Origin of the sequence: Pseudonocardia sp. NPDC046786 (assembly GCF_040645415.1) — a bacterium.
Lineage (GTDB): Bacteria > Actinomycetota > Actinomycetes > Mycobacteriales > Pseudonocardiaceae > Pseudonocardia > Pseudonocardia kongjuensis.
The window spans coordinates 116,896-138,726 of sequence record NZ_JBEYYF010000015.1 but is presented as its reverse complement, the minus strand read 5'-3'; the positions used below and the strand labels follow the sequence as shown (position 1 = coordinate 138,726).

The window sequence follows — 21,831 nt, the reverse complement described above, 5'->3', positions numbered from 1 at the left end:
CTGCCTGGCCGCGCGGGCGGGGCGGCGGGTCACCCTGCGGCAGGCCCCGGACGGGATGGTCGATCTGCGGGCGCACCTGCCGGTGGAGCAGGGGGTGGCCTGCTATGCGGCGCTGCGCCGGGCGTTCGACGCGGTCCAGGTCGCCCCGGAGCCGCTGACCCGCAGCCGCGGGCAGGTCATGGCCGACACGTTCGTGGAGCGGGTGACCGGGCGGGTCACCGCCGAGCACGTCGACGTGCAGGTGCAGGTCGTCGTGCCGCTGGAGGCGTTGCTCGACGAGGACAGCCCGCTGCCCGCCGAGGTCGCGGGGTTCGGGCCGATCCCGGTCGGGTTCCTGGCCCGGGCGCGCGGGCGCAGACTGTTGCGGCGGCTGTTGACGGTGCGGGGCACGGTGATCGGTGGTGACTCCCGGGCGCGGTGTTTCCCGGCCGGGCTGGCGGATCTGATCCGGGCCCGGGACCGGCACCGGTGCACCGCTCCCTACTGCGACGCTCCGGCCCGGCACATCGATCACGTGGTGCGGGCCGCCGATGGTGGCCCGACCGGTTTCGACAACGGTCGCGCGGTCTGCGAGCTGCACAACCAGCTGCGCGAGCAGCCCGGGTGGTGGGTCGAGCCGACCGCCGAGGGCACCCGCACCACCACCCCGACCGGGCACACCTACCTGCACCGGACGGAACCGCTGCACCCGTCAGGCCAGTCGCGGCGCGACCACCCCGACACCCGGCCCGCTCAGCCCGGCGAGCCCGGCCGGTCGTCCCGCGGCGACGAGCAGTAGCTCCGGGTCGGGCCCCCGCAGCTCCGCGCCGTCTCCGAGGGTCCATCCGGAATCGGCCGACACCACCCGCACGCCCCGCAGCCGGGCCGGACCACCCATGAATCGGTTGGTCGCGACGTGCGCCAGGCACGCGGCGACCACCTCGGGCGGCGACTCGTGCACCCGGCCGAGCGGGCGGACGATGTCCTGCGCGTGGATCACCAGGTCCATCAGCGGGTCGCGCTCGGCGGACACCGCGCGGTCGATCGCCGCGCGGGGCAGGGTCGGTGTTCTCATGCCGGGATCGACCTGCCGGTCCCCGGGAAGTCATCGGCCCGCCACGTCCGGCCGCACGGTTCAGGGCAGGAGCACGATCTTCCCGGTGGCGTGCCCGGACTCGACGGCGGCCAGCGCCGCACCCGCCTCGTCCAGCGGGCGGGTCTGCTGCACCAGCGGATCGAGCTCGCCCGCGGCGACCAGCCGGGCCAGTTCGGCGAGCACCGCGGGACCGCGGTCGCGTTCCACGGCCCGGCCGCCGAGCTCGGCGACGGTCGGCTTGTCGGCGACCGAGTACAGCGCCCCGATCGGGACCAGCGGCGCGACGGTGCGCAGCGCGTCCCCGCCGACGAGGTCCAGCGCGCCGTCGATCCCGCCGGGTGCGGCGGCCCGGATCCGGTCCACCACCCCGTCGCCGTACCCGACCGGGGTCGCGCCGAGCCGGGTCAGCAGGTCGTGCTTGCCGGGGCTCGCCGTCCCGACGACGTGCAGCCCCTGCAACCGGGCCAGCTGGACCAGCGGGAGCCCGACGCCGCCGCCCGCACCGTTCACCAGCAGCGTCGCACCCGGCCGCAGGTCCAGGCTGCGCAGCGTGTCGAGCGCGGTCCCGGCGGCGACCGGCAGCACGGCGGCCTGCTCGGGGGAGACCCCGTCGGGCCGGTGCGCCGAGAACGACGCGATGGTGCGGGCGCGCGGCGCCCAGCCGCCCAGCATGCCGGGGCAGCCGCCGAACACCTCGTCCCCGACGGCGAACCCGGTGACGCCCTCGCCGAGCGCCAGCACGGTGCCGGCGACCTCCCGGCCGAGCACCGCGGGTCCCGTCGTGCCGTAGGAGCCGTTGCGGACCCGCCAGTCGCCGGGATTCACCCCGGCGGCGCGGACCTGCACCAGCAGCTCGTCCGGTCCGGGCGCCGGCTCCGCGACCTGCAGGAAGGTCTCCTGCTCCGGCCCGCCGACCCGTCCGAACCCGTACCCGCGCATGGTCTCCGACCCTAGTCGCCGGTCGCCGGGCCGAGCTTCTCCCACAGGAACGCGTACGCCAGCGCCGCCATCCGGGCCGCCTGTGCGTTGTCTGCGGCGCCGCCGTGGCCGCCCTCGATGTTCTCGTAGTAGGTGACGTCGTGGCCGGCCGCCTCCAGCGCCGCGGCGAACTTGCGGGCGTGCCCGGGGTGCACCCGGTCGTCGCGGGTCGAGGTCAGCAGGATGACCGGCGGGTAATCGGCGTCGGGATCGATCAGGTGGTAGGGCGAGAACGTCCGGATGAAGTCCCAGTCGTCGGTGTCCGGGTCGCCGTACTCGGCCATCCAGGACGCCCCGGCGAGCAGGTGGCTGTAGCGCTTCATGTCCAGCAGCGGCACCTGGATGACGACGGCGCCGAACAGCTCCGGGTAGCGGACCAGCATGTTCCCGGCCAGCAGCCCGCCGTTGCTGCCGCCCTGCACGGCGAGCCGGGACGGCGCGGTGATCCGCCGCTCGACGAGATCGCGGGCCACCGCCGCCATGTCCTCGTAGGCGCGCGGCCGGTCCTCCCGCAGCGCGGCCCGGTGCCAGCGCGGGCCGTACTCGCCGCCGCCGCGGATGTTCGCGACGGCGTACACCCCGCCGCGGGCGAGCCAGGAGCGCCCGGTCCCGCCGGAGTAGCCGGGGGTGAGCGCGATCTCGAAGCCGCCGTAGCCGTAGAGCAGGGTCGGTGCGGTGCCGTCGAACGGCAGGTCGGCGGGCCGGACCAGGAAGTACGGCACCCGGGTGCCGTCGTCGCTGGTGACGAAGTGCTGCTCGATCACGTGCCCGGAGGAGTCGAAGAAGCCGGGCGCGCTCTTGAGCGTCTCCGGCGGGCTGCCCACGGTGGCGATCGCCAGCGACGCCGGGGTGAGGTAGTCGGTGACGGTGAGCCACACGTCGTCGTTCTCGTCGCTGTCCACCGCGGACACGCCGACGCTGCCGAACTCGGGTGCGCCGGCGAACTCCGAGCGGTCCCAGCCCGCCTCGCCGGGGGTGAGCACGGACAGCCGGTTGACGACGTTCTCCAGCACGTTGAGCACCAGGTGGTGCCGGGTCCAGGTGTACCCGGCCAGCGACGACTCGTCGGTCGGCGCGAACAGCACGTCCCAGCCGGGGGTGCCGGCGAGGACGTCGTCGAACCGGGCGGCGAGCAGCGACCCGGCGGGGAAGGCGGCCCAGTCCTCGCGCAGCTCCAGGAGCAGCCACTCGCGTTCGACGTCGGCGATCGCCGAGTCCGGCACGTCGATCTTCCGCAGCTCGCCGTCGTCGCCGAGCAGGTACAGCTCGTCGGCGTAGAACTCCAGCGCCCGCCGCACGAAGGTCCGCTCGAAGCCGGGGGTGTGGTCGCGGTACGCCGACACGCTCAGGTCATCGGGCTCGCCGGCGAAGACGAGCTCGGCCTCGGCGAGCGGGGTGCCGCGGGTCCAGCGTCGCACGGTGCGCGGGTAGCCGGAGTCGGTGGTGGTGCCCTCGCCGAGATCGGTCGCGACCAGCAGGGTGTCCCGGTCCAGCCAGGACGCGCCGCCCTTGGCCTCCGGCCGCTCGAAGCCGCCGGGCACCCAGTCCCGGGTGACCATGTCGAACTCGCGGGTCACGTCGGCGTCGGCGCCGCCCCGGGACAGGTCGATCAGCACCCGGTCCAGGCCGGGGCGCAGGAAGCGGGCGCCGTGCCAGACCCAGTTCTCGCCCTCGGCCTCGTTGAGCGCGTCGACGTCGAGCAGGATCTCCCACTCCGGGGAGTCGGTGCGGTACTGCTCGGGGGTGGTGCGCCGCCACAGGCCGCGCGGGTTCCGCTCGTCGGTCCAGAAGTTGTAGTAGTAGCCGCCGCGGTGCCCGACGAACGGGATGCGGGCGGGGGCGTCGAGCACCTCCCGGATGCCGGACTCCAGCTCGCCGAACAGCGGTGTCGCGGTCAGCCGCTGCTCGGTGCGGGCGTTGCGCCCGGTCACCCACGCGAGTGCCTCCTCGCCGGTGACGTCCTCGAGCCAGGCGTGCGGGTCGTTCGTCATGCCCCGATCATGACTCAGATCCGGAGGTCGGCGTCGCGGACGTCGGTCACCAGCATGTGGCCGGGCTCGTGGGTGATCGCCAGCGGCAGCCGGGACTCCAGCACGGCGGCCTGCGGGGTCACCCCGCACGCCCAGAACACCGGGACGTCGTCGCCGGTCATCCGCACCGGATCGCCGTGGTCGGGCCGGTCCAGGTCGGCGATCCCGAGCGCGGCCGGGTCGCCGACGTGCACCGGGGCGCCGTGCACGTCCGGATAGCGGGCGGTCACCGCCACCGCGGTGTCGACGAGCGCGGCGGGCACCGGCCGCATCGACACCACCAGCGGGCCGGACATCCGCCCGGCCGAGCGGCAGCGCCGGGTGGTCCGGTACATCGGCACGGTGCTGCCCTGCGCCATGTGCCGGACCGGGACGCCCTCGGTGAGCAGCGCGTTCTCGAAGGTGAAGCTGCAGCCGATCAGGAAGGCGACCAGGTCGTCGCGCCAGTGATCGCGCACGTCGGTGGGCTGCTCGGTGAGCTCGCCGTCGACGTACACCCGGTAGCCCGGCAGGTCGGTGCGGATGTCGCCGTCGAACAGGGCGCCGGCGAGGTCACCGGGCTCCAGCACGTCGAGCACCGGGCAGGGCTTCGGGTTGCGCTGGGCGAACAGCAGCACGTCCCAGGCGTACTCGCGGGGGACGGCGATCAGGTTCGCCTGGGTCCAGCCCGCGCACCAGCCCGAGGTACTCGCGACCACGCCGTCCCGGAACCGTTCCCGGGCCTGCGCGGGTGTGAGATCGAGGGCGGCGCTCACGAGGCGAACGCCCCGATCGCGATCCCGGCGCCGGCCAGCGCGTCCCGCACCCGCTGGGCCATCGCGACCGCGCCGGGCGAGTCGCCGTGCACACAGGCGGACTCGGCGCGCACCGCGACGTCGGTGCCGTCGACCGCCCGGACCACGCCGTCGGTGAGCATCCGGACGACCCGCTCGGCGGCGGCGCCCGCGTCGTCGAGCAGGGCGCCGGGCTCGCGGCGCGGCACCAGCGCGCCCTCGGCGGTGTAGCCGCGGTCGACGAAGAACTCGGTCACCGGCCGCAGCCCGGCCCGCTCCGCCTCGGCCAGCAGCTCCGAGCCGGGCAACCCGAGCACCGGCAGCGACGGGTCGTAGGCGCGGGCCGCGTCGACGACCGCCCGGGCCTGCCCGGTGTGCGTGCGGGTCGCGTTGTAGAGCGCCCCGTGCGGCTTGACGTAGCGAACCCGGCTCCCGGCGACCCGGCACAGCCCGTCCAGCGCGCCGATCTGGTAGATCACGTCGTCGGTGAGCGCGGCGGGCTCGATGTCGAGGAACCGGCGGCCGAAGCCGCGCAGGTCCGGGTACGACACCTGGGCGCCGACGGTGACGCCGGCGGCGGCGGCCCGGGTGGTCGTCGTGCGCAGCGTGGACGGATCGCCGGCGTGGAACCCGCAGGCGACGTTCGCCGAGCTGACCAGGCCGAGCATGGCGTCGTCGTCGCCGAGCACCCACTGGCCGAAGGACTCGCCGAGATCGGCGTTGAGATCGATGTGCGGTGTCATGCGAACAGCTTCCCGATGTTCTCGGCGACGAACTGGTACCCGACGAACAGGGTGACCAGCCAGCCGAGGAAACCGGCCGCCAGCAGCCAGCGCGGGTAGTGGTAGCCGCCGAGCAGGTCGCGCCGCCGCCAGGCGACCCACAGCAGGATGGTGAACCCGATCGGCAGGATCAGCCCGTTGAAGGCCCCGGCGAAGATCAGCAGGGTGACCGGGGCGGCGCCGGCGACCAGGAAGACCGCCGTGCTGAGCACGATGAACCCGACGGTCAGCAGCCGGGTGGTGCGCTCGGGGGTGCTGCGCGAGGTCAGGAAGGACACCGAGGTGTAGGCGGCGCCGATCACCGAGGTGATCGCGGCGGCCCAGAGGATCACGCCGAACAGGCGCAGCCCGATCTCGCCGGCCGCGGCGGCGAACGCGGCCGCCGCCGGGTTGTCGCTGCCGGTCAGGTCCACCCCGGCGGTGACGACGCCGAGCACCGCCAGGAACAGCAGCACCCGCATCACGCCGGTGATCAGGATCCCCTGCACCGAGCTGACCGCGACCCGCCCGGCGTTCTCCGGCCCGGACAGGCCGGAGTCGAGCATCCGGTGCGCGCCCGCGTAGGTGATGTACCCGCCGACGGTGCCGCCGATCAGGGTGGTGATCGCCAGCCAGCTGATCTCGTCCGGCAGCACGGTCTGCCGCAGCGCCTCGCCGACCGGTGGGCCGGACACGACCGCGACGTAGGCGGTCAGGCCGATCATCAGGATGCCGAGCAGGACGACGATCCGGTCCAGCGCCATCCCGGCCCAGCGGACCGTGAAGATGCCGATCGCCAGCAGCGCGGACAGCGCTCCGCCGATGGCCGGCTCCAGGCCGAGCATCGCGTTCAGGCCGAGACCGGCGCCCGCGACGTTGCCGATGTTGAACACCAGCCCGCCCACCACGACGAGCGCGGTCAGCAACCAGCCCGCGCCCGGCGCGACCTTGTTGGCCAGCTCGTGGGCGCGCAGCCCGGAGACGCCGACCACCCGCCAGACGTTCATCTGGATCGCGATGTCGACCAGGATCGACACCAGGATGGCGAACGCGAACGCCGCGCCGAGCTGGGCGGTGAAGGTCGTGGTCTGGGTGATGAACCCGGGGCCGATGGCGCTGGTGGCCATCAGGAACATCGCTCCGAACAGGGCCGTCCTGGTCGCGGTTCTCGTCGGCCTGGCCGTGTCGTCGCTCATCGCTGCCTCCCGGGGTAGCGGTCGTCGAGCGCTGCAGGTCGGAAGAGTGTGGCGGATTGTCCTACGATCCTGCAATCCCGGGTGGGGGCGTTCCTCGTTAGGATCTGGTTTCGTGAGTGACGTGAACACCTCCGTGCAGGACGCGCTGGCCTCGCTGTCCGCGTCCCGCACGGTCGTGGTGCCCGCGTCCGAGCGGGTCGCCGACCGGATCCGGATCGAGGTCGCCGAGGCCCGGCTGCGGGTCGGCGCCCGGCTCCCCGAGCAGGCGCTCTCCGACGCGCTGCAGGTCTCCCGCAACACCATCCGCGAGGCGCTGTCCCAGCTGGTCGCCGAACGGGTGCTGGTCCGGATCCCGAACCGCGGCGTGTTCGTCGCCCAGCCGGGGATCGACGACATCCGCGACGTCTACTCGGCCCGCCTGGTGATCGAGCCGGGCGCCGTCCGGTACGGCCTGCTCGCCACCGACCCGGTGGCGCTGTCCGCCGTCCGGGCCGCCTACGACCGTGGCCGCGCGGCCGCCGAGGCCGAGGACTGGACCGGGGTCGCCGACGCGAACCAGCACTTCCACCGCGACGTCGTCGCACTCGGCGGCAGCCCCCGGCTGGAACGCGAGATGGGACGGCTGCTGGCCGAGATGCGGCTGGTCTTCCAGCGGATGCCGCAGGTGCGCGAGTTCCACGAGCCGTACCTGGCCCGCAACGGCGAGATCGCCGCGCTGCTCACCGCCGGCCGGACCGAGCGGGCCGCCGACGAGCTGGCCCGCTACCTGGTGACCGCGCGGGACCAGCTGCTGGCGGCCTACGCCCTGCTGTGAGCCTCGATCAGTGCAGCTGACCGGCGCGCAGCAGCACCGCCGCGCGGTGCCCGATCCGCAGTCGCTCCAGCGGGCGGACGCCCGGGGGCACCGGCACCGTGCGGCCCCGGTCCACGGCGACCACGACCGCGCCCGGATCGAGCACCGATCCCACCGCGGTCAGGAACGCGCCGGGGCCGGTCGGGGCGCCGTCGTCCGCCGGGGCCCAGGAGGTCTGCCTGCCGTGGGGCAGATCCGCCAGCACCACGTCCGGCGCCCGGTCGCGTAGCGCCGCCCGGGTCCGCTCCCGGTCCAGCGCGTCCGCCACCCTGACCGACCAGGCGGGACGCCCGATCGGGACCAGTGCCCGCGCCTGCGCGGCCGCCCCGGCGTAGGCCGGCTTGCCGTGCCGGGCGGCGAGCGCGTCCAGCTCCGCGGCCCGGGCGTCCAGGCCCCCCGCCGAGAGCAGCCCCAGGTTGCGCCGGGCCAGCTCCAGCGGCGCCGGATCGGCGTCGGTGCCGGTGAGCGCGGTGATCCCGCCGGCGAGCAGGCCGAGCACGGTGAGCGTGACGCCCGCCCCGCAGCACGGGTCCCACACGGAGACCCGGTCCGGCCGGGCCAGGTGCGACCGGGCCCGGCCGAACAGCTCGACGGTCAGCCGGACCGGCAGGGTCGGCCGTCCGGGGGCGGAGACCAGCACCGCGTCCAGCGCGCCGTGGTCGGCGGGACCGGCATGCCTGTACTGCACCGGGTCACCGCCGGCGCAGCAGCAGTACCAGCCCGCCGACCAGGGTCACCACCACCAGCAGCACGGCCAGCATCCGGCCGCCACCGGCGGAGCCGGCCAGGTAGCTGAGCGGCGCGGCGAGCAGCAGCGCCAGGATCAGCGTCCAGGCGACGACCTGCCGGGTCGCCGGCCGGGCCGGGCCGGGCGTGTTCTGGATGTCCTCGTGGTCGCGCACATCCTGTTCCTACCCGTCATCCGGTGTTCTTCATGCCTGCTGCGATCCCGTTCACGGTGAGCAGCAGTGCCCGCTCCAGGTCCGGGTCCGGCTCGTCGCCCGCCGCGCGGCGCTGCGCCAGCAGCTCGACCTGCAGGTGGTGCAGGGGTTCGAGGTAGGCGTTGCGTACCGACAGGGTGTTCCGCAGCACCGGATGCCGGGCCAGCAGCTGCGACTCGCCGGTCACCGCGAGCAGCTCCCGGCGGGTCAGCTCGTGCTCGTCGCGGATCTGCCCGAACAGTTCCTGCCGGGCCGGGTCGACCAGGGTGGAGACGTAGTTCGAGGCGATCCGCAGGTCGGTCTTGGCCAGCGTCATCTCGACGTTGCCGATCAGGTTCCGGAAGAACGCCCACTCGCGCATCCCGGCCAGGTCCTCGGCGTACCCGGCCTCCCGGGCGGCGCGCAGCCCGCTGCCCAGGCCGAACCAGCCGGGGACGACCATCCGGGTCTGCGTCCAGCCGAACACCCACGGGATGGCGCGCAGGTCGTCCAGCGTGGGGGCGCCCTTCCCCGGGCGCTTCGCCGGCCGGGACCCGACGTTGAGCCGGCCCAGCTCGTCGACCGGGGTGGCCGAGGTGAAGAACTCGGGCAGCCCCTCGTCGCCGACCAGCCTGCGGTAGGTCTCGGTGGCCGCGGTGGAGACGCAGTCCATCACCTCGTCCCAGCGGGCCAGCGTGTCGGCGGGCCAGCGGGACGCCTGGTGCAGCAGCGAGGCGTCCAGCATGGCGGCGAGCAGGATCTCCAGGTTGTCGTGCGCGAGGCTGGGCAGCGAGTACTTGTCGGAGATGACCTCGCCCTGCTCGGTGAGCTTCATCGTGGCGTCCACCGACCCGAACGGCGCCGAGGCGATCGCCTCCCCGGCCGGGCCGCCGCCGCGGCCGACCGAACCGCCGCGGCCGTGGAACAGCCGCAGCCGCACGCCGTGCTCGGCGGCGACGTCGCGCAGCTGGCGCTGGGCCCGGTGGATCTGCCACTGGGACGCGGTGATCCCGGCTCCCTTGTTGGAGTCGGAGTAGCCCAGCATGATCTCCTGCAGGTCACCGCGGTTGCGGACCTGCTGGCGGTAGCCGGGATCGGCGAGCAGCCCCTCCAGCAGCTCGCCGGCCTTCGACAGCTCCTCGACGGTCTCGAACAGCGGCACCAGGTCCAGCGACGACCGCGGATCGTCGCCGACCTCGACCATGTAGGCCTCGCGGGCGAGCACGGCGACGGCGAGCAGGTCGTCGACGTCCTGTGCCATCGACACGATGTAGGTGCGCACCACGTCGTCGCCGAACTCGTGCTGCAGGGCGTGCACCGTGTCGAACAGGTCGAGCACCCCGGCGGCGGCCTCCGGGACGCCGTAGTGCCTGCGGAACAGCGGGCGCTTGCTGCGCAGCTCGCGGGAGAGCAGCTCGCGGCGCTCGTCGCGGGTCAGCTCGGCGTAGGGCTTCGCCAGCTCGCCGAGCTCGTCGAAGATCGCGCCGAGCGCGTCGTGGTGGCGCTGCGCGTGCTCGCGGACGTCGAGCTCCACCAGGTGCAGGCCGAGTGCCCGGGCCGAGCGGATCGCCCTGGCCAGGGTGCCGTCGGCGATCCGGGCGCCGTGGTGGCCGCGCAGCGACCGGTCGACGACGAGCAGGTCCTCCAGGTAGCCGGCCGAGCCGAGATAGTCGATGCCCGGCCGGTGCTCGGCCCGGGTGGCGATCCGGCGGCGGGTGTTCTCCAGCCGGGCCGCGACGTAGGAGAGCTTGAGCCGGTACGGCTCGTGCGCGTTGAGCCGGATGAACCGGTCGTGCACGGCGGGCAGGGCGCGCCGGTCGCGGGCCAGCGAGCCGCGCAGCTCCTCGGCGACCCCCATCACCCGGGTGGACACCGACAGCTCCTGGATGAGCTGCTCGACCTGCTCGGCGTGGATGCGCAAGGCGCGGTCGGCGTTGAGCTCCAGCACCTCCCGGGTGACGGCCGGGGTGACGTTCGGGTTGCCGTCCCGGTCGCCGCCGACCCAGGATCCCAGCACCAGCGGGCGGGCGTCGGCCGGGACCTCCAGGCCCGCGTCGGCGGCCTCGTGCGAGAACTCGTCGAGCAGGTCGGGCACGGTGCGCTCGCCGAGCCGGGCGGCGAACCAGGCGATGTTGCGCGCCTCGTCGATCACCATCGGCTTGCCGGGCCGGATGTCGTCGGTCTGCCACAGCAGGTCGACCAGCGCGGCGAGCTCGTGGTCGCCGGCGCCGCGGTCCAGCGCGTCCACCACCCGCCGCAGGATCCCGAGCACCGACTGCCGGGTGGACTCGGTGGGGTGCGCGGTGAACACCGGGCGCAGCTCGGCGCGGGCCAGCACGTCGGCGACCTCGTCCGGGTCGGCCTCGGCGGCGAGCCTGCGCAGCACGGTGCGCAGCGGCCGCTGGTCCGGCGGGCGCAGCTCGCGCAGCTCGCGCGAGCGGTGCAGCTGCTCGGCCACGTTGGCGAGCTGGAAGTACTGGGAGAACGCCCGGGCGAGCAGCACCGCGGTGCCGGTGTCGATGCCGTCGAGCAGGGCGGCGACGGTGTCCGGGCCGGTGGCACCGCGGGCGCCGTGCCGCACCTTCTCGACGAGCTCCAGGACCTCGGGGCCCGCCTCGTCGGACAGGGTCCGGCCGAGCATCGTGGACAGCCGCCGGATGTCGGCCCGCAACGCGCGGTGCTCCGATTCGCTGACCACGCCGGAGTGGGCGGCCAGTGAGTCGGGTGCGGGCCCGGTGCCCACGGTGTCGTCGTCGGTGTCGGGCACGGTCCGGGTCACGGGCTGCTCCGTTCTCCGCGGGGTGCCGCGGGTGCTGGCCGAGTGGCGGCCGGGGCCGGCGGGTGCCGGAGGATCACCGGCATCGTCCCCCCGCCCCGGACGGGCCTGCCATCCCGACACCCGGGTCTTAACCGCCGGGAAACACTCCGGCCGGTCTCAGGCCGGGGTGGCGTCGAGGTCCCGGGCCAGTAGTTCGGCCAGCGCGGCGACGGCGGTCTCGCCGTCGGCGTCGTCGGAGGAGGTGAGCACGACCTCCTCACCGGACCGCACGCCCAGGCCCATCACGGACAGGATGGACGCGGCGTCCACCGGGCCGCGCTCGCCGTCGGCGGTGCCGATGGTGACCTTCGCGGGCTGCTGCTTCGCGGCGGAGCAGAACAGGTTGGCGGGGCGGGCGTGCAGCCCCACGGACGATCCGACCTTCACGCGGCGCTCGGCCATGTCGGTTCCCTCTCTCGTGGTCGTGACGGTTCAGCCGGCGACCGGTGCGGCCGCGGGCGACGCGGTCGCGGTGGTGGCGCTCTCGGCGGCCGGGGTGCGGCGGGCGGACTTCAGGCCGATCACCAGTGCGGCGGAGACCAGGGTGCCCGCGATGATCGCCAGCAGGTAGGCGAACGGGTTGCCGATCAGCGGCACCACGAACACGCCGCCGTGCGGGGCCCGCAGCGTCGAGCCGAAGGCCATCGACAGCGACCCGGCGACCGCGGAGCCCGCCATGATCGACGGGATCACCCGCAGCGGATCGGCGGCGGCGAACGGGATCGCGCCCTCGGTGATGAAGGAGGCGCCGAGCAGCCAGGCGGCCCGGCCGTTCTCCTGCTCGGCCTTGCTGAACAGGCCCTTGCGGACGACCGTGGCGAGCGCCAGCGCGAGCGGCGGGACCATCCCGGCGGCCATCACCGCGGCCATGATCATCAGCGCCGTGTCCGAGCCGGTGGACAGGCCGGCGACGGCGAAGGCGTAGGCGGCCTTGTTGACCGGCCCGCCCATGTCGAAGGCCATCATCAGGCCGAGCAGCGCGCCGAGCAGCAGCGCGTTGGTGCCGGACAGGCCGTTGAGCCACTCGGTCAGGCCGGTGGTGGCCGCGGCCAGCGGCTGGCCGACGACCAGGAACATCACCGTGCCGACGACGGCCGTGCCGATCAGCGGGAGCACCAGCACCGGCATGATCCCGGCCAGCGCGCGCGGCGGCTGCCAGCGCTTCAGGCCCATGATCACCGCACCGGCGAGCAGGCCGGCGACCAGGCCGCCGAGGAAGCCGGCCCCGGTCTGCACGGCGATCATGCCGCCGACGAAGCCGGGCACCAGCGCGGGCCGGTCGGCCATCGCGTAGGCGATGAACCCGGCGAGCACCGGGACCAGGAAGCCGAACGCGAGCGCGCCGATCTGGAACGACAGCGCGGCCCACGAGGTGAGCGAGCCCGGATCGAAGCTCAGCGTGGAGACGTTGTCGTCGCCGATCGAGACGATGTCCGGGGCCTCGGTGATCTGGTACCCGCCGAGCGCGAAGCCCAGCGCGATCAGCAGCCCGCCCGCGGCGACGAACGGGATGATGTAGGAGACGCCGGTCATCAGCCAGCCGCGCAGCCGGGCGCCGAAACCGGTGCCGAACTGTTTGACGTCCATCTCCGCCCCGGCCGCCGCGACCGGGGCGGATCCGCCCGCGGGCCGCGCGGCGGCCGCGGCCACCGCCTGCTCGATCAGCGCCGGGGCGCCGCCGATGGCCTTCTTCACCGGGCTGGTGACGGTCGGCAGGTGCACGAAGCGGTCCTTGTCGCGGACCTCGACGTCGGCGGCCAGGATGATCGCGTCGGCCCCGGCGATCTGCTCCGCGGTGAACGGGGTGGAGCCCGCGGAGCCCTGGGTCTCCACGACCATCTCGTGGCCGGCCTCCTCGGCGGCGACCTCGAGGGCCTCGGCGGCCATGTAGGTGTGCGCGATGCCGGTCGGGCACGCGGTGACGGCGAGGAGCCTCATGCTCCCACCTCCTGCTGGATGAAGGACGCGACGGCCGCCGGGTCGGTGGCGCCGAGCAGTTCGTTCTTGAAGGACGCGCGGACCAGCCGGCGGGCGAGCGCCGCCAGCACGGTCATGTGGTCGGTGCTCCCGCCCTCCGGGGCGGCGATCATGAAGATCAGGGTGGCCGGGCCGTCCTCGGCGCCGAAGTCGACGCCGCCCGCGCTGCGGCCGAACGCCAGGCTGGGCTCGGTGACGGCGGCCGACCGGCAGTGCGGGATGCCGATCCCGCCCTCCAGGCCGGTCGGCATCTGCGCCTCGCGGGCCTCGACGTCGGCGAGGAAGGTGTCCAGGTCGGTCACCCGGCCGGCGTCCCGCAGCCGCTGTGCCAGCGCGGCGACGGTGGTGGTGCGGTCGGTGGACGGCACGTCGAGGTCGACCAGATCGGCGGTGATCAGTGTGCTCATGCGGCATCTCCGGTGAGGGCGAGGGTGACGTCCGGCGTGGGTGCCAGTTCGACGTCGTCGATGCGGATGTCGGACGGGCCGGGCGCGGCGGAGCCGGGCAGCCGGCAGGCGGCCGCGCCGTGCGCGACGGCGTGCCGCAGGGCGTCCGGTCCCTCCCCGCCCGCGGCCAGGAACCCGGCCAGGGTGGAGTCGCCGGCGCCGACCGTGCTGCGCACGGTGATCGGAGGGGTCCGGGCGTGGTACTCGCCGGACCGGTCGACCAGCAGGGCGCCACCGGCGCCCAGGCTGACCAGGACCGCGCCGATCCCGCGGGCGCGCAGCTCGCGGGCGGCCACGAGCACGTCGCCGAGGCTGCCCAGCGGGCGCCCGACGAGCTCGGCCAGCTCGGCGTGGTTGGGTTTCACGAGATCGGGTGCGGCGGCCACCGCGTGCTGCAGCGGGGCGCCGGAGGTGTCGATCGCGATCCGCAGGCCGGGCCGGCGGCAGCGCCGGACCAGCCGGGCCAGGAAGTCGTCCGCGACGCCGCCGGGCAGCGAGCCGCAGCCGACCAGCCAGCCGGCCTCGGCGCACAGGGCCCGGGCCCGCGCGGCCAGCGCCTCGGCCTCGTCAGGGCTCAGCACCGGACCCGGCTCGTTGATCTTGGTGGTGACGCCGTCCGGCTCGGCCAGGGTGATGTTCACCCGGGTGGCCCCGGCGATCGGCACGGTCACCGTGGTGACGTCGGTCGGTTCCAGCAGCGCGGCCAGCCGCTCGCCGGGGGCCATCCCGGTCGGCAGCAGCGCGACGGCGCGGTGCCCGGCGGCGGCCAGCGCCCTGGCGACGTTCACGCCCTTGCCGCCCGGATCGACCCGGACCGCGGTGGCCCGGTGCACCCCGCCCCGGTGCAGGTGCCCCAGCTCGACGGTGCGGTCCAGGCTCGGGTTCGGGGTGACGGTGACGAACAGCGGGGTCAGGGGTCTCACGCGCGCACGACCTTCGGTCCGGCGGCCTCGACGGCGGCGGCGTCGGCCGGGTCGAGGCCGGTGTCGGTGATCAGCGTGTCGATCTCGGCGAGGGTGCCGAACCGCACGAACTGGTCGGCGCCGAACTTGCTCGCGTCGGCCAGGACGACGCTGCGGCGGGCGGCGCGGATCATCGCCCGCTTGGTGGCGCCCTCGTCCGGATCCGGGGTGGTGAGGCCGCGCCCGGTGGAGAAGCCGTTGGTGCCGAGGAAGGCGACGTCGACGGTGAGCCCGGCGAGCGCGCCGGTGGCCCAGTCGTCGACGGTGGCCAGCGTGGTGCCGCGGACCCGGCCGCCGAGCAGCCGCAGCGTCACGTTCGGCCGACCGGCCAGGGTGGACGCGATCGGCAGCGAGTTGGTGACGACGGTGACGTCCCGGTCGCGCGGGAGCGTGCCGGCCAGCCGGGCGGTGGTGGTGCCCGCGTCGAGCAGCACGGTGGCGGCGGCGCCCAGCTCGGCGAGCGCGGCCTTGGCGATCCGTTCCTTCTCGGCGCCGGCCTGGGTGTCGCGCTGGGTGACCCCGGGCTCGAAGCTCAGCAGGTCGGCCGGGATCGCGCCGCCGTGCACCCGGCGGACCAGCCCCTGGCGCTCGAGGGCGCCCAGGTCGCGGCGGATCGTCTCGGGGGTGACATCGAGCTCCTCGGCGGTGGCGGCCACGTCGATCCGGCCCCGGGCCCGGGTCCGGTCGAGCAGCCACTGCTGACGCTCCGCTGCGTACATCTTTGTTCGCTCCCGCTTCGATGCTTGCTTGTGTCTGAGTATGTGGGTTTTACTGTGTTTGTCAACGGGTCACGTCGACGTCACCCACGGGAGCCCTCCATGCCGGTACTGAGCACGCTGAACGGAATCCCCGCGAGCCCGGGGCGCGCCGGCGGTCGCGTCGTGCGCGTCGCCGAGCCGCCGGGCGAGCCGGCCGCCGGGCCCGCGCCCGCGGACCCGGCCGCCGAGGCGGCCCGGATCGGGCCCGCCGTCGAGGTGGTGTCGCAGCGGCTGACCGCGCGCGCCGCGACCGTCTCCGGCGATGCGCGGGAGGTGCTGGAGGCGACCGTGACGATGGTCGGCGATCCGACCCTGCTGGAGAACGCGCAGGAGCTGGTCACCGGCGGCGGCCGGCCGGCCGCGCGCGCGGTGTGGGAGGCGGCGAACGGGTTCGCCGAGATGCTCGCCTCGATGGGCGGGTACCTGGCCGAGCGCGCCACCGACATCCGCGACGTGCGGGACCGGATCGTCGCCGAGCTGCTCGGGCTCCCCGCGCCGGGCGTCGCCGACCTGGACGCGCCCGCCGTGCTGGTCGCCACCGACCTCGCCCCGGCCGACACCGCGGGCCTGCGGCCGGGCGTCGCGCTCGCCCTGGTCACCGAGCAGGGCGGCCCGACCAGCCACACCGCGATCCTGGCCAGGGCGCTGGGCATCCCGGCCGTGGTCGGGTGCGCGGGCGCGCCGGGGCTGGCCGACGGCGCCGCGATCACCGTGGACGGCGGCACCGGCGAGGTCCGCGAGGTCGGCACGCTCGACGAGGCGGCGGCGTTCGCGGCGGCGGCGCCGGTCGCTGCCGGCTGGGACGGCACCGGGCGGACCGCCGACGGACGGGCGGTGCCGCTGCTGGCCAACGTCGGGGACGGGCCGGGCGCGGCCGCCGCGGCGGCGGCCGGCGCCGAGGGCGTCGGCCTGTTCCGGACCGAGCTGGCGTTCCTCTCCGCGACCGAGGAGCCGTCGGCGGCGCGGCAGCGCGAGGTCTACACCGCGGTGCTGGCCGCGTTCGCCGGCAGGCCGGTCACCGCCAGGACGCTGGACGCCGGCGCGGACAAGCCGCTGCCGTTCCTGTCCCTGGCCGGCGAGCCGAACCCGGCGCTGGGGGTGCGCGGGCTGCGGATCGCCCGGGTGCCGGGCGTCGGTGCGGGGGTGCTCGACCGCCAGCTGACGGCGCTGGCCGCGGCGGCCGCGGAGACCGGCGCCGAGCTGAAGGTGATGGCGCCGATGGTCGCCACCGCGGAGGAGGCGCGCTGGTTCGTGCAGCGCTGCCGGGAGCACGGTATCGGCTCGGCCGGGGTGATGATCGAGGTCCCGGCGGCGGTGCTGACCGCCGACGAGATCATGGCCGAGGTCGACTTCGTGTCGGTGGGCACCAACGACCTGGCCCAGTACCTGTTCGCGGCGGACCGCCAGTCCGGCCCGGTCGCCGCTCTGAACGATCCCTGGCAGCCCGCGCTGCTGCGTCTGCTCGGGCAGCTCGGCGAGGCGTCGGCGCGCACCGGTACCCCGGTCGGCGTCTGCGGCGAGGCCGCGGCCGATCCGGAGCTGGCCCCGGTGCTGGTCGGCCTGGGGGTGGCGAGCCTGTCGGCCGGGCCCGCCGCGCTCGCCGCGGTGGGCGCCCGGCTGGGCGGGCTGACCGCGGCGCAGTGCGCGGACCGGGCCCGCGCGGCGTGCGCGGCGGCCGATCCGGCCGCGGCGCGGCGCGCGGTGGCCGCGCTGGGCTGAGCGCCGGTCCGTGGGGGCCACCGGGGCCACCGGTGGCCCCGCCCCCACGGTGCGCGGATCAGGCCAGGAACTTCAGCAGTGCGGCGTTGAACTCGTCGGCGTGCGTGGCGTTGAACCCGTGCGGGCCGCCCTCGACCAGCACCAGCTGGGAGCCCTCGATCGACTCGTGGGCCCGCTTGCCGGACACCTCGAACGGGACGATCGCGTCCGAGTCGCCGTGGATGACCAGGGTCGGGATGCCGGCCTCGGACACCGCGGCCACGTCGCCGCGGAGATCGGTGCGACCGAACGCGGTGATGCAGTCCAGGGTGCCCTTCGGCGAGGCGAACTCGGCGATGGACCGGTGGTAGAGCCGGTTCGGCTCGCTGACCAGCAGCTCGCCGCCTGCGCTGAAGAAGTTCGTGGTGAACCCGTCCAGGAAGGCGATCCGGTCGCCGGTAACGCCGGCCTGGAACTGCTCGATGGTGGCGTCGTCGAGCCCGCCGTCCGGGTTGTCGTCCGACTTGTACAGGTAGGGCGGTACGGCGCCGGCCAGCACGGCCTTCGCGACACGGTCGGTGCCGTGCCGGGAGACGTAGCGGACGACCTCGCCGCCACCCATGGAGAACCCGACGAGCGTGGCGTCGCGCAGGTCGAGGTGCACCAGCAGCGCGTGCAGGTCGTCGGCGAAGGTGTCGTAGTCGTAGCCGTCCCACGGCTGGGAGGACTCGCCGAACCCGCGCCGGTCGTAGGTGACGACCCGATGGCCTGCCTCGACCAGCGCCGGGACCTGCTTCTCCCAGGACCGGCCGGACAGCGGCCAGCCGTGGATCAGGACGACCGGGGCGCCGGAGCCCTGGTCGGTGTAGTGCAGCTCGACCGGGCTGCCGTTCTCGGTACCGATGCTGAGCTGGGGCATGGTGACTCCTCCGTTGATCGATTGCGCACAACTGATTACGTGGGAGTACTACCCGGCTGCGCGCCGTGGCATTCCCGCCCGGGCTCAGCTCCCGGCGGGTTGGTGGTGCAGGACACGTTCCAGCACCGCGCGCACGGTCGGGTCCTCGACCGTGTAGTAGACGTAGGTCCCCTCGCGCCGGTTCTCCACCAGTCCGGCCAATCGCAGCTTGGCCAGGTGCTGGCTCACCGCCGTCGGCGCGGCGCCGACCAGGTCGGCCAGGCAGGCGACCGACGACTCGCCCTGCAGCAGCGCCCAGAGGATCTTGATCCGGGTCGGGTCGGCGAGCATCCGCAACGAGTCCGCCGCCCGGCGGACCTCGCCGTCGGCCGGCATCGCGAAGCCCGGGATCGACTCGTGCACGGGTCCGAGGATACCTGCGGAACTGCGCGGATGGTCCGGCGATGCAGCTACTTTTTCAGCTGCCTTCGTATCTTCGTGAATGCGCAGGTATGGTGCCTGTCATGCGAACCGCGCTCACGCTCCCGGAGGTCCGCTGGGCCGGGGCCGCACTCGTCGCCTTCCTGCTCGCCGTCGGGCTCGATCTCGGGGGCGCCCCCGGTCAGCTGGTGACCGCGGCCTACCTCGCCTGTTACACGCTCGGCGGCTGGGGGCCCGCGGTCGAGGGCATCCGGGCGCTGGCGGAGCGGCGGCTCGACGTGGACCTGCTGATGGTCGTCGCGGCGGTCGCGGCAGCGTCGATCGGGCACTGGTTCGACGGCGGCCTGCTGATCGTCATCTTCGCGACCTCCGGCGCCCTGGAGTCGGTGATGACCGCCCGCACCCGGGCCGGGATCGCGGCGCTGCTCGATCTCGCGCCGGAGACGGCCACCCTGGTCGATCGGGACGGCACCGAGCGGCAGGTCCCGGCGGCCGAGCTGGTCGCCGGGGCGACCGTCGTCGTCCGGCCCGGCGAGCGGATCCCGGGCGACGGCCGGGTGCTCGACGGCGTGTCCGAGGTGGACGCCGCCGGCCTGACCGGTGAGCCGGTGCCGGTCCGCACCACCCCCGGCGACGACGTGCTCGCCGGGACCGTCAACGGGACCGGCATGCTGCGGGTCCGGGTGCTGCGCGACGCCGCGGACACCGTCGTCGCCGGGGTCGCCGCGCAGGTCGAGCGGGCGGCCGAGACCAAGGCCGACCGACAGCTGTTCATCGAGCGGGTGGAGCAGCGCTACTCGGTGCTCGTCGTCGCGGCGACGGTGCTGCTGTTGACGGTGCCGCTGCTGCTCGGCGCCGGGTTCTCCGAGACGCTGCTGCGGGCGATCGTGTTCATGATCGTCGCCTCGCCGTGCGCGATCGTGCTCGCCACGATGCCGGCGCTGCTCGCCGCGATCGCGGTCGCCGGTCGCCGCGGGACGCTGGTCAAGGACGTCACGGTGCTGGAGGCGCTCGCCGAGGTGGACGCGGTGGTGCTGGACAAGACCGGCACCCTCACCTCCGGCCGCCCGCGGGTGGTGGCGGTGACCCCGCTCGGCGGGCGCACCGCGGACGGGGTGCTGGCGCTGGCCGCGGCCGCCGAGGCGGGCAGCGAGCACGTGCTCGGCCGCGCCGTGCGCCGGCACGCCCTGGACCGCGGCCTCGACCTGCCCGAGACGTCGGATTTCGCCGCCGTCCCCGGCGAGGGCGTGCGCGCCACGGTCGGCGGGACCGAGGTCGCCGTCGGGCGGCCCGAGCTCGCGGGCCGGCCGCATCCGGTGCTCGACGACCTGGTCGGCGAGCTGCAGCGGGACGGCCGGACCGCGGTCGTCGTGCTCGCCGACGGCGAACCGGCCGGCGTGCTCGGACTGTCCGACGAGCCGCGACCCGGCGCCGGGGAGGCACTGGACGCGCTGCGCCGGACCGTCGGCGAGCCCGAGGTGCTGACCGGCGACGCGCCCGCCCCGGCCCGGGTGCTCGCCGGGCGGCTCGGCCTGACCCGGCTGCGGGCCGGGCTGCTCCCGGCGGACAAGGTGGCCGTGCTGCGGGAGCGGCAGGCGGCCGGCCGCCGGGTGCTGGCGGTCGGCGACGGGATCAACGACGCCCCGCTGCTGGCCGGCGCCGACGTCGGGCTGGTCGTCGGCGGCCCGGCCCGCTCCGGTTCCGGGGACGAGGCGCTGGGTGCCGGGGCGCTCTCACTGGAGGCGGCCGACGGCGTCCTCACCCGGGACCCGCTCGGCTCGCTCGCCCCGCTGGTCGAGCTCGCCCGGCGGGCCCGCCGGATCGCCAGGGCGAACCTGGCGTTCGCCGCGTCGGTGATCGTCGTCCTGGTGGCCTGGGACCTGATCGGCACGCTGCCGCTGGTGGTCGGCGTCGCCGGGCACGAGCTGTCCACCCTGCTGGTCTGCCTGAACGGGCTGCGGCTGCTGATCGGCACCCGCCGGGCGGACCGGCGGGCCCGGCGGGACGGTGCACCCCCGGCGGCGGCACCGCACCGCGAGCCGGTCGCCGCGGGACGCTCGTGATCGTCACGGCCGGCCGCCTCCCGGCTACACTCCCGGCATGTCCGAGGTCACACCTCGGGCGCCGGCCGAGTTCTCCACGGCCGGCCTGCCGGAGCACCGCCGCCCGGCCCTGTGGGAGGACCACAACGCCGACGCGCTCATCGGCCTGCGCTGCCGCACCATCACCGGCCGGGCTGTTCTTCAGCCTGGCCGGCCAGGCGTTCTTCTACCACGACGACGACGGCGTCCGGACGGTCCGGCCGGGCCAGCTGCTGATGTGCGACGCCGACCGGCCGTTCCTGCGCGGCTTCGCCCTGGGCGCCGACCCGGTCGCCGAGGTACTGGCCGCGGCCACCCACCGGGCCCTCTCGCAGTCCTACGTCGAGCGGCACCTGACCGATCCGGGCCTGTCCGCGCCGCAGGTCGCCGCCGCGGCCGGGATCAGCGTGCGGCACCTGTCCCGGGTGTTCGCCGCGGCCGGGACGCGGATCCGGTAGCGGTGCCCGGTCAGCTCGCTGTGGGGCAACAACGAGTTGTACGCGACCCGGCTGCACACCGGCCGGGTGTTCTGCGTCGGCGACGCCGTGCGGATTCGGACCGGCCCGCGCGGGCGCTCAGTCGGGGGCCGCGTCCAGGCAGGCCAGTGCCATCCGGCGCAGCACCGCGACCCGGGCGTCGGTCCCGCGGGCCGGGCCCTGGATCGCCTGCGGCGCGTACGGGGTGGAGTTGAGCAGCCCGAACACCCCGTGCGCGACGGTGCGCGCGTCGGCCGGCGGGACGCCGGGGTGCACCCGGCGCAGGGTGTCCACCCACAGCTCGACGTAGGTGCGCTGCAGCCGGCGCACGGTCCGCCGCGGGTCCTCCGGCAGGTTCGCCAGGTCCCGGTCCTGCACCACGATCAGCTCCGGCTCGCGGGTGGTGAAGCCGATGTGGAAGTCGACCAGGTCCTCCAGCGAGTCCCGCGGGTCGTCGTGGTGCACCCGGGCCCGCCCGCCGTCGAGCAGCCGCTCGCTGATGCCGATGAGCATCTCGGCGAGCAGCGCCTCCTTGCCGGGGAAGTGCCGGTAGAGGGCCGGTCCGCTGACGCCGACGGCCGCGCCCAGGTCGGCGATGCTCACCCCGTGGAAGCCGTGCCGGGCGAACAGCCGCGCGGCCTCCGCGAGGATCTGCTCGCGCCGCGTCGGGGTGGTGTCCGGGGCGGCCAT

General features: G+C 75.0%; 22 protein-coding genes. 5 read left to right on the top strand and 17 right to left on the bottom strand.

Going from position 1 to position 21,831, the window contains the following annotated elements:
* Positions 1-778, top strand: a 778-nt coding sequence (locus ABZ881_RS19595) for an HNH endonuclease signature motif containing protein (RefSeq protein ID WP_358486429.1), incomplete at its 5' end; no start/stop codon positions are given.
* Here the strand turns inward: ABZ881_RS19595 and ABZ881_RS19590 are convergent.
* The 6 genes from ABZ881_RS19590 to ABZ881_RS19565 are packed head-to-tail and all read right to left on the bottom strand — an operon-like array spanning position 692 to position 6,813.
* Positions 692-1,054 carry a hypothetical protein gene (locus tag ABZ881_RS19590; protein ID WP_358486426.1) on the bottom strand — a complete coding sequence of 121 codons (363 nt, stop codon included), beginning with the start codon at positions 1,052-1,054 and terminating at the stop codon, positions 692-694. The genes ABZ881_RS19595 and ABZ881_RS19590 overlap by 87 nt on opposite strands.
* 60 nt (positions 1,055-1,114) lie before the next feature.
* Positions 1,115-2,014, bottom strand: a complete 900-nt coding sequence (locus ABZ881_RS19585) for an NADP-dependent oxidoreductase (protein WP_358486424.1) — start codon at positions 2,012-2,014, stop codon at positions 1,115-1,117.
* A gap of 11 nt (positions 2,015-2,025) precedes the next feature.
* The gene (locus ABZ881_RS19580) at positions 2,026-4,044 is read right to left on the bottom strand and encodes a prolyl oligopeptidase family serine peptidase (RefSeq protein ID WP_358486422.1); all 2,019 of its coding nucleotides are present in this window, start codon (positions 4,042-4,044) and stop codon (positions 2,026-2,028) included.
* A 14-nt stretch (positions 4,045-4,058) separates the two neighbouring features.
* On the bottom strand, positions 4,059-4,838 hold the full coding sequence (locus ABZ881_RS19575) for a putative hydro-lyase (protein ID WP_358486420.1): 780 nt from the start codon (positions 4,836-4,838) through the stop codon (positions 4,059-4,061).
* Positions 4,835-5,599, bottom strand: a complete 765-nt coding sequence (locus ABZ881_RS19570) for a 5-oxoprolinase subunit PxpA (protein WP_358486418.1) — start codon at positions 5,597-5,599, stop codon at positions 4,835-4,837. Before ABZ881_RS19570 ends, ABZ881_RS19575 begins: the two co-directional genes overlap by 4 nt.
* Positions 5,596-6,813 (bottom strand): NRAMP family divalent metal transporter, encoded by a 1,218-nt coding sequence (locus tag ABZ881_RS19565; RefSeq protein WP_344021492.1) that lies wholly within the window; start codon positions 6,811-6,813, stop codon positions 5,596-5,598. Before ABZ881_RS19565 ends, ABZ881_RS19570 begins: the two co-directional genes overlap by 4 nt.
* A 112-nt stretch (positions 6,814-6,925) precedes the next feature.
* Here ABZ881_RS19565 and ABZ881_RS19560 point away from each other — a divergent pair, with 112 nt between their 5' ends.
* A complete protein-coding gene (locus ABZ881_RS19560; RefSeq protein ID WP_358486416.1) occupies positions 6,926-7,627 on the top strand; it encodes a GntR family transcriptional regulator in 702 nt (233 codons plus the stop codon).
* Positions 7,628-7,634: 7 nt separating this feature from the next.
* Here the strand turns inward: ABZ881_RS19560 and ABZ881_RS19555 are convergent, their stop codons facing one another.
* From ABZ881_RS19555 to ABZ881_RS19520, 8 genes are all read right to left on the bottom strand, one after another.
* The gene (locus tag ABZ881_RS19555; protein WP_358486415.1) at positions 7,635-8,354 is read right to left on the bottom strand and encodes an rRNA methyltransferase; all 720 of its coding nucleotides are present in this window, start codon (positions 8,352-8,354) and stop codon (positions 7,635-7,637) included.
* Positions 8,355-8,358: 4 nt separating this feature from the next.
* Positions 8,359-8,568, bottom strand: coding sequence for a hypothetical protein (locus ABZ881_RS19550; RefSeq protein WP_344021486.1), 210 nt, complete (start codon positions 8,566-8,568; stop codon positions 8,359-8,361).
* 16 nt (positions 8,569-8,584) lie between these two features.
* The gene (gene ppc, locus ABZ881_RS19545) at positions 8,585-11,365 is read right to left on the bottom strand and encodes a phosphoenolpyruvate carboxylase (protein ID WP_358486414.1); all 2,781 of its coding nucleotides are present in this window, start codon (positions 11,363-11,365) and stop codon (positions 8,585-8,587) included.
* A gap of 156 nt (positions 11,366-11,521) precedes the next feature.
* Positions 11,522-11,806, bottom strand: coding sequence for an HPr family phosphocarrier protein (locus ABZ881_RS19540; protein ID WP_344021482.1), 285 nt, complete (start codon positions 11,804-11,806; stop codon positions 11,522-11,524).
* Positions 11,807-11,836: 30 nt separating this feature from the next.
* Positions 11,837-13,342 (bottom strand): fructose-specific PTS transporter subunit EIIC, encoded by a 1,506-nt coding sequence (locus ABZ881_RS19535; protein WP_358486412.1) that lies wholly within the window; start codon positions 13,340-13,342, stop codon positions 11,837-11,839.
* The gene (locus tag ABZ881_RS19530) at positions 13,339-13,788 is read right to left on the bottom strand and encodes a fructose PTS transporter subunit IIA (protein ID WP_358486410.1); all 450 of its coding nucleotides are present in this window, start codon (positions 13,786-13,788) and stop codon (positions 13,339-13,341) included. The genes ABZ881_RS19535 and ABZ881_RS19530 overlap by 4 nt, the downstream gene beginning before the upstream one ends.
* On the bottom strand, positions 13,785-14,732 hold the full coding sequence (gene pfkB / locus ABZ881_RS19525; protein WP_344021771.1) for a 1-phosphofructokinase: 948 nt from the start codon (positions 14,730-14,732) through the stop codon (positions 13,785-13,787). The genes ABZ881_RS19530 and pfkB overlap by 4 nt, the downstream gene beginning before the upstream one ends.
* A 14-nt stretch (positions 14,733-14,746) precedes the next feature.
* On the bottom strand, positions 14,747-15,508 hold the full coding sequence (locus ABZ881_RS19520; RefSeq protein WP_358486408.1) for a DeoR/GlpR family DNA-binding transcription regulator: 762 nt from the start codon (positions 15,506-15,508) through the stop codon (positions 14,747-14,749).
* A gap of 99 nt (positions 15,509-15,607) precedes the next feature.
* Here ABZ881_RS19520 and ABZ881_RS19515 point away from each other — a divergent pair, with 99 nt between their 5' ends.
* Complete coding sequence (locus tag ABZ881_RS19515; RefSeq protein WP_358486406.1) at positions 15,608-17,266, top strand: putative PEP-binding protein; 1,659 nt, start codon at positions 15,608-15,610, stop codon at positions 17,264-17,266.
* 58 nt (positions 17,267-17,324) lie between these two features.
* Here the strand turns inward: ABZ881_RS19515 and ABZ881_RS19510 are convergent, their stop codons facing one another.
* Positions 17,325-18,164, bottom strand: a complete 840-nt coding sequence (locus ABZ881_RS19510; protein ID WP_358486403.1) for an alpha/beta hydrolase — start codon at positions 18,162-18,164, stop codon at positions 17,325-17,327.
* 84 nt (positions 18,165-18,248) lie between these two features.
* Positions 18,249-18,566 (bottom strand): metalloregulator ArsR/SmtB family transcription factor, encoded by a 318-nt coding sequence (locus ABZ881_RS19505; protein ID WP_344021470.1) that lies wholly within the window; start codon positions 18,564-18,566, stop codon positions 18,249-18,251.
* A 101-nt stretch (positions 18,567-18,667) separates the two neighbouring features.
* Here ABZ881_RS19505 and ABZ881_RS19500 point away from each other — a divergent pair, with 101 nt between their 5' ends.
* Together ABZ881_RS19500 and ABZ881_RS19495 are read left to right on the top strand one after the other, a co-directional pair.
* Complete coding sequence (locus ABZ881_RS19500) at positions 18,668-20,647, top strand: heavy metal translocating P-type ATPase (protein WP_358486401.1); 1,980 nt, start codon at positions 18,668-18,670, stop codon at positions 20,645-20,647.
* A gap of 254 nt (positions 20,648-20,901) precedes the next feature.
* Complete coding sequence (locus tag ABZ881_RS19495) at positions 20,902-21,123, top strand: hypothetical protein (protein ID WP_358486399.1); 222 nt, start codon at positions 20,902-20,904, stop codon at positions 21,121-21,123.
* 117 nt (positions 21,124-21,240) lie between these two features.
* On the opposite strand, the gene ABZ881_RS19490 is transcribed toward ABZ881_RS19495, so the two are convergent.
* Complete coding sequence (locus ABZ881_RS19490; RefSeq protein WP_358486397.1) at positions 21,241-21,831, bottom strand: TetR/AcrR family transcriptional regulator; 591 nt, start codon at positions 21,829-21,831, stop codon at positions 21,241-21,243.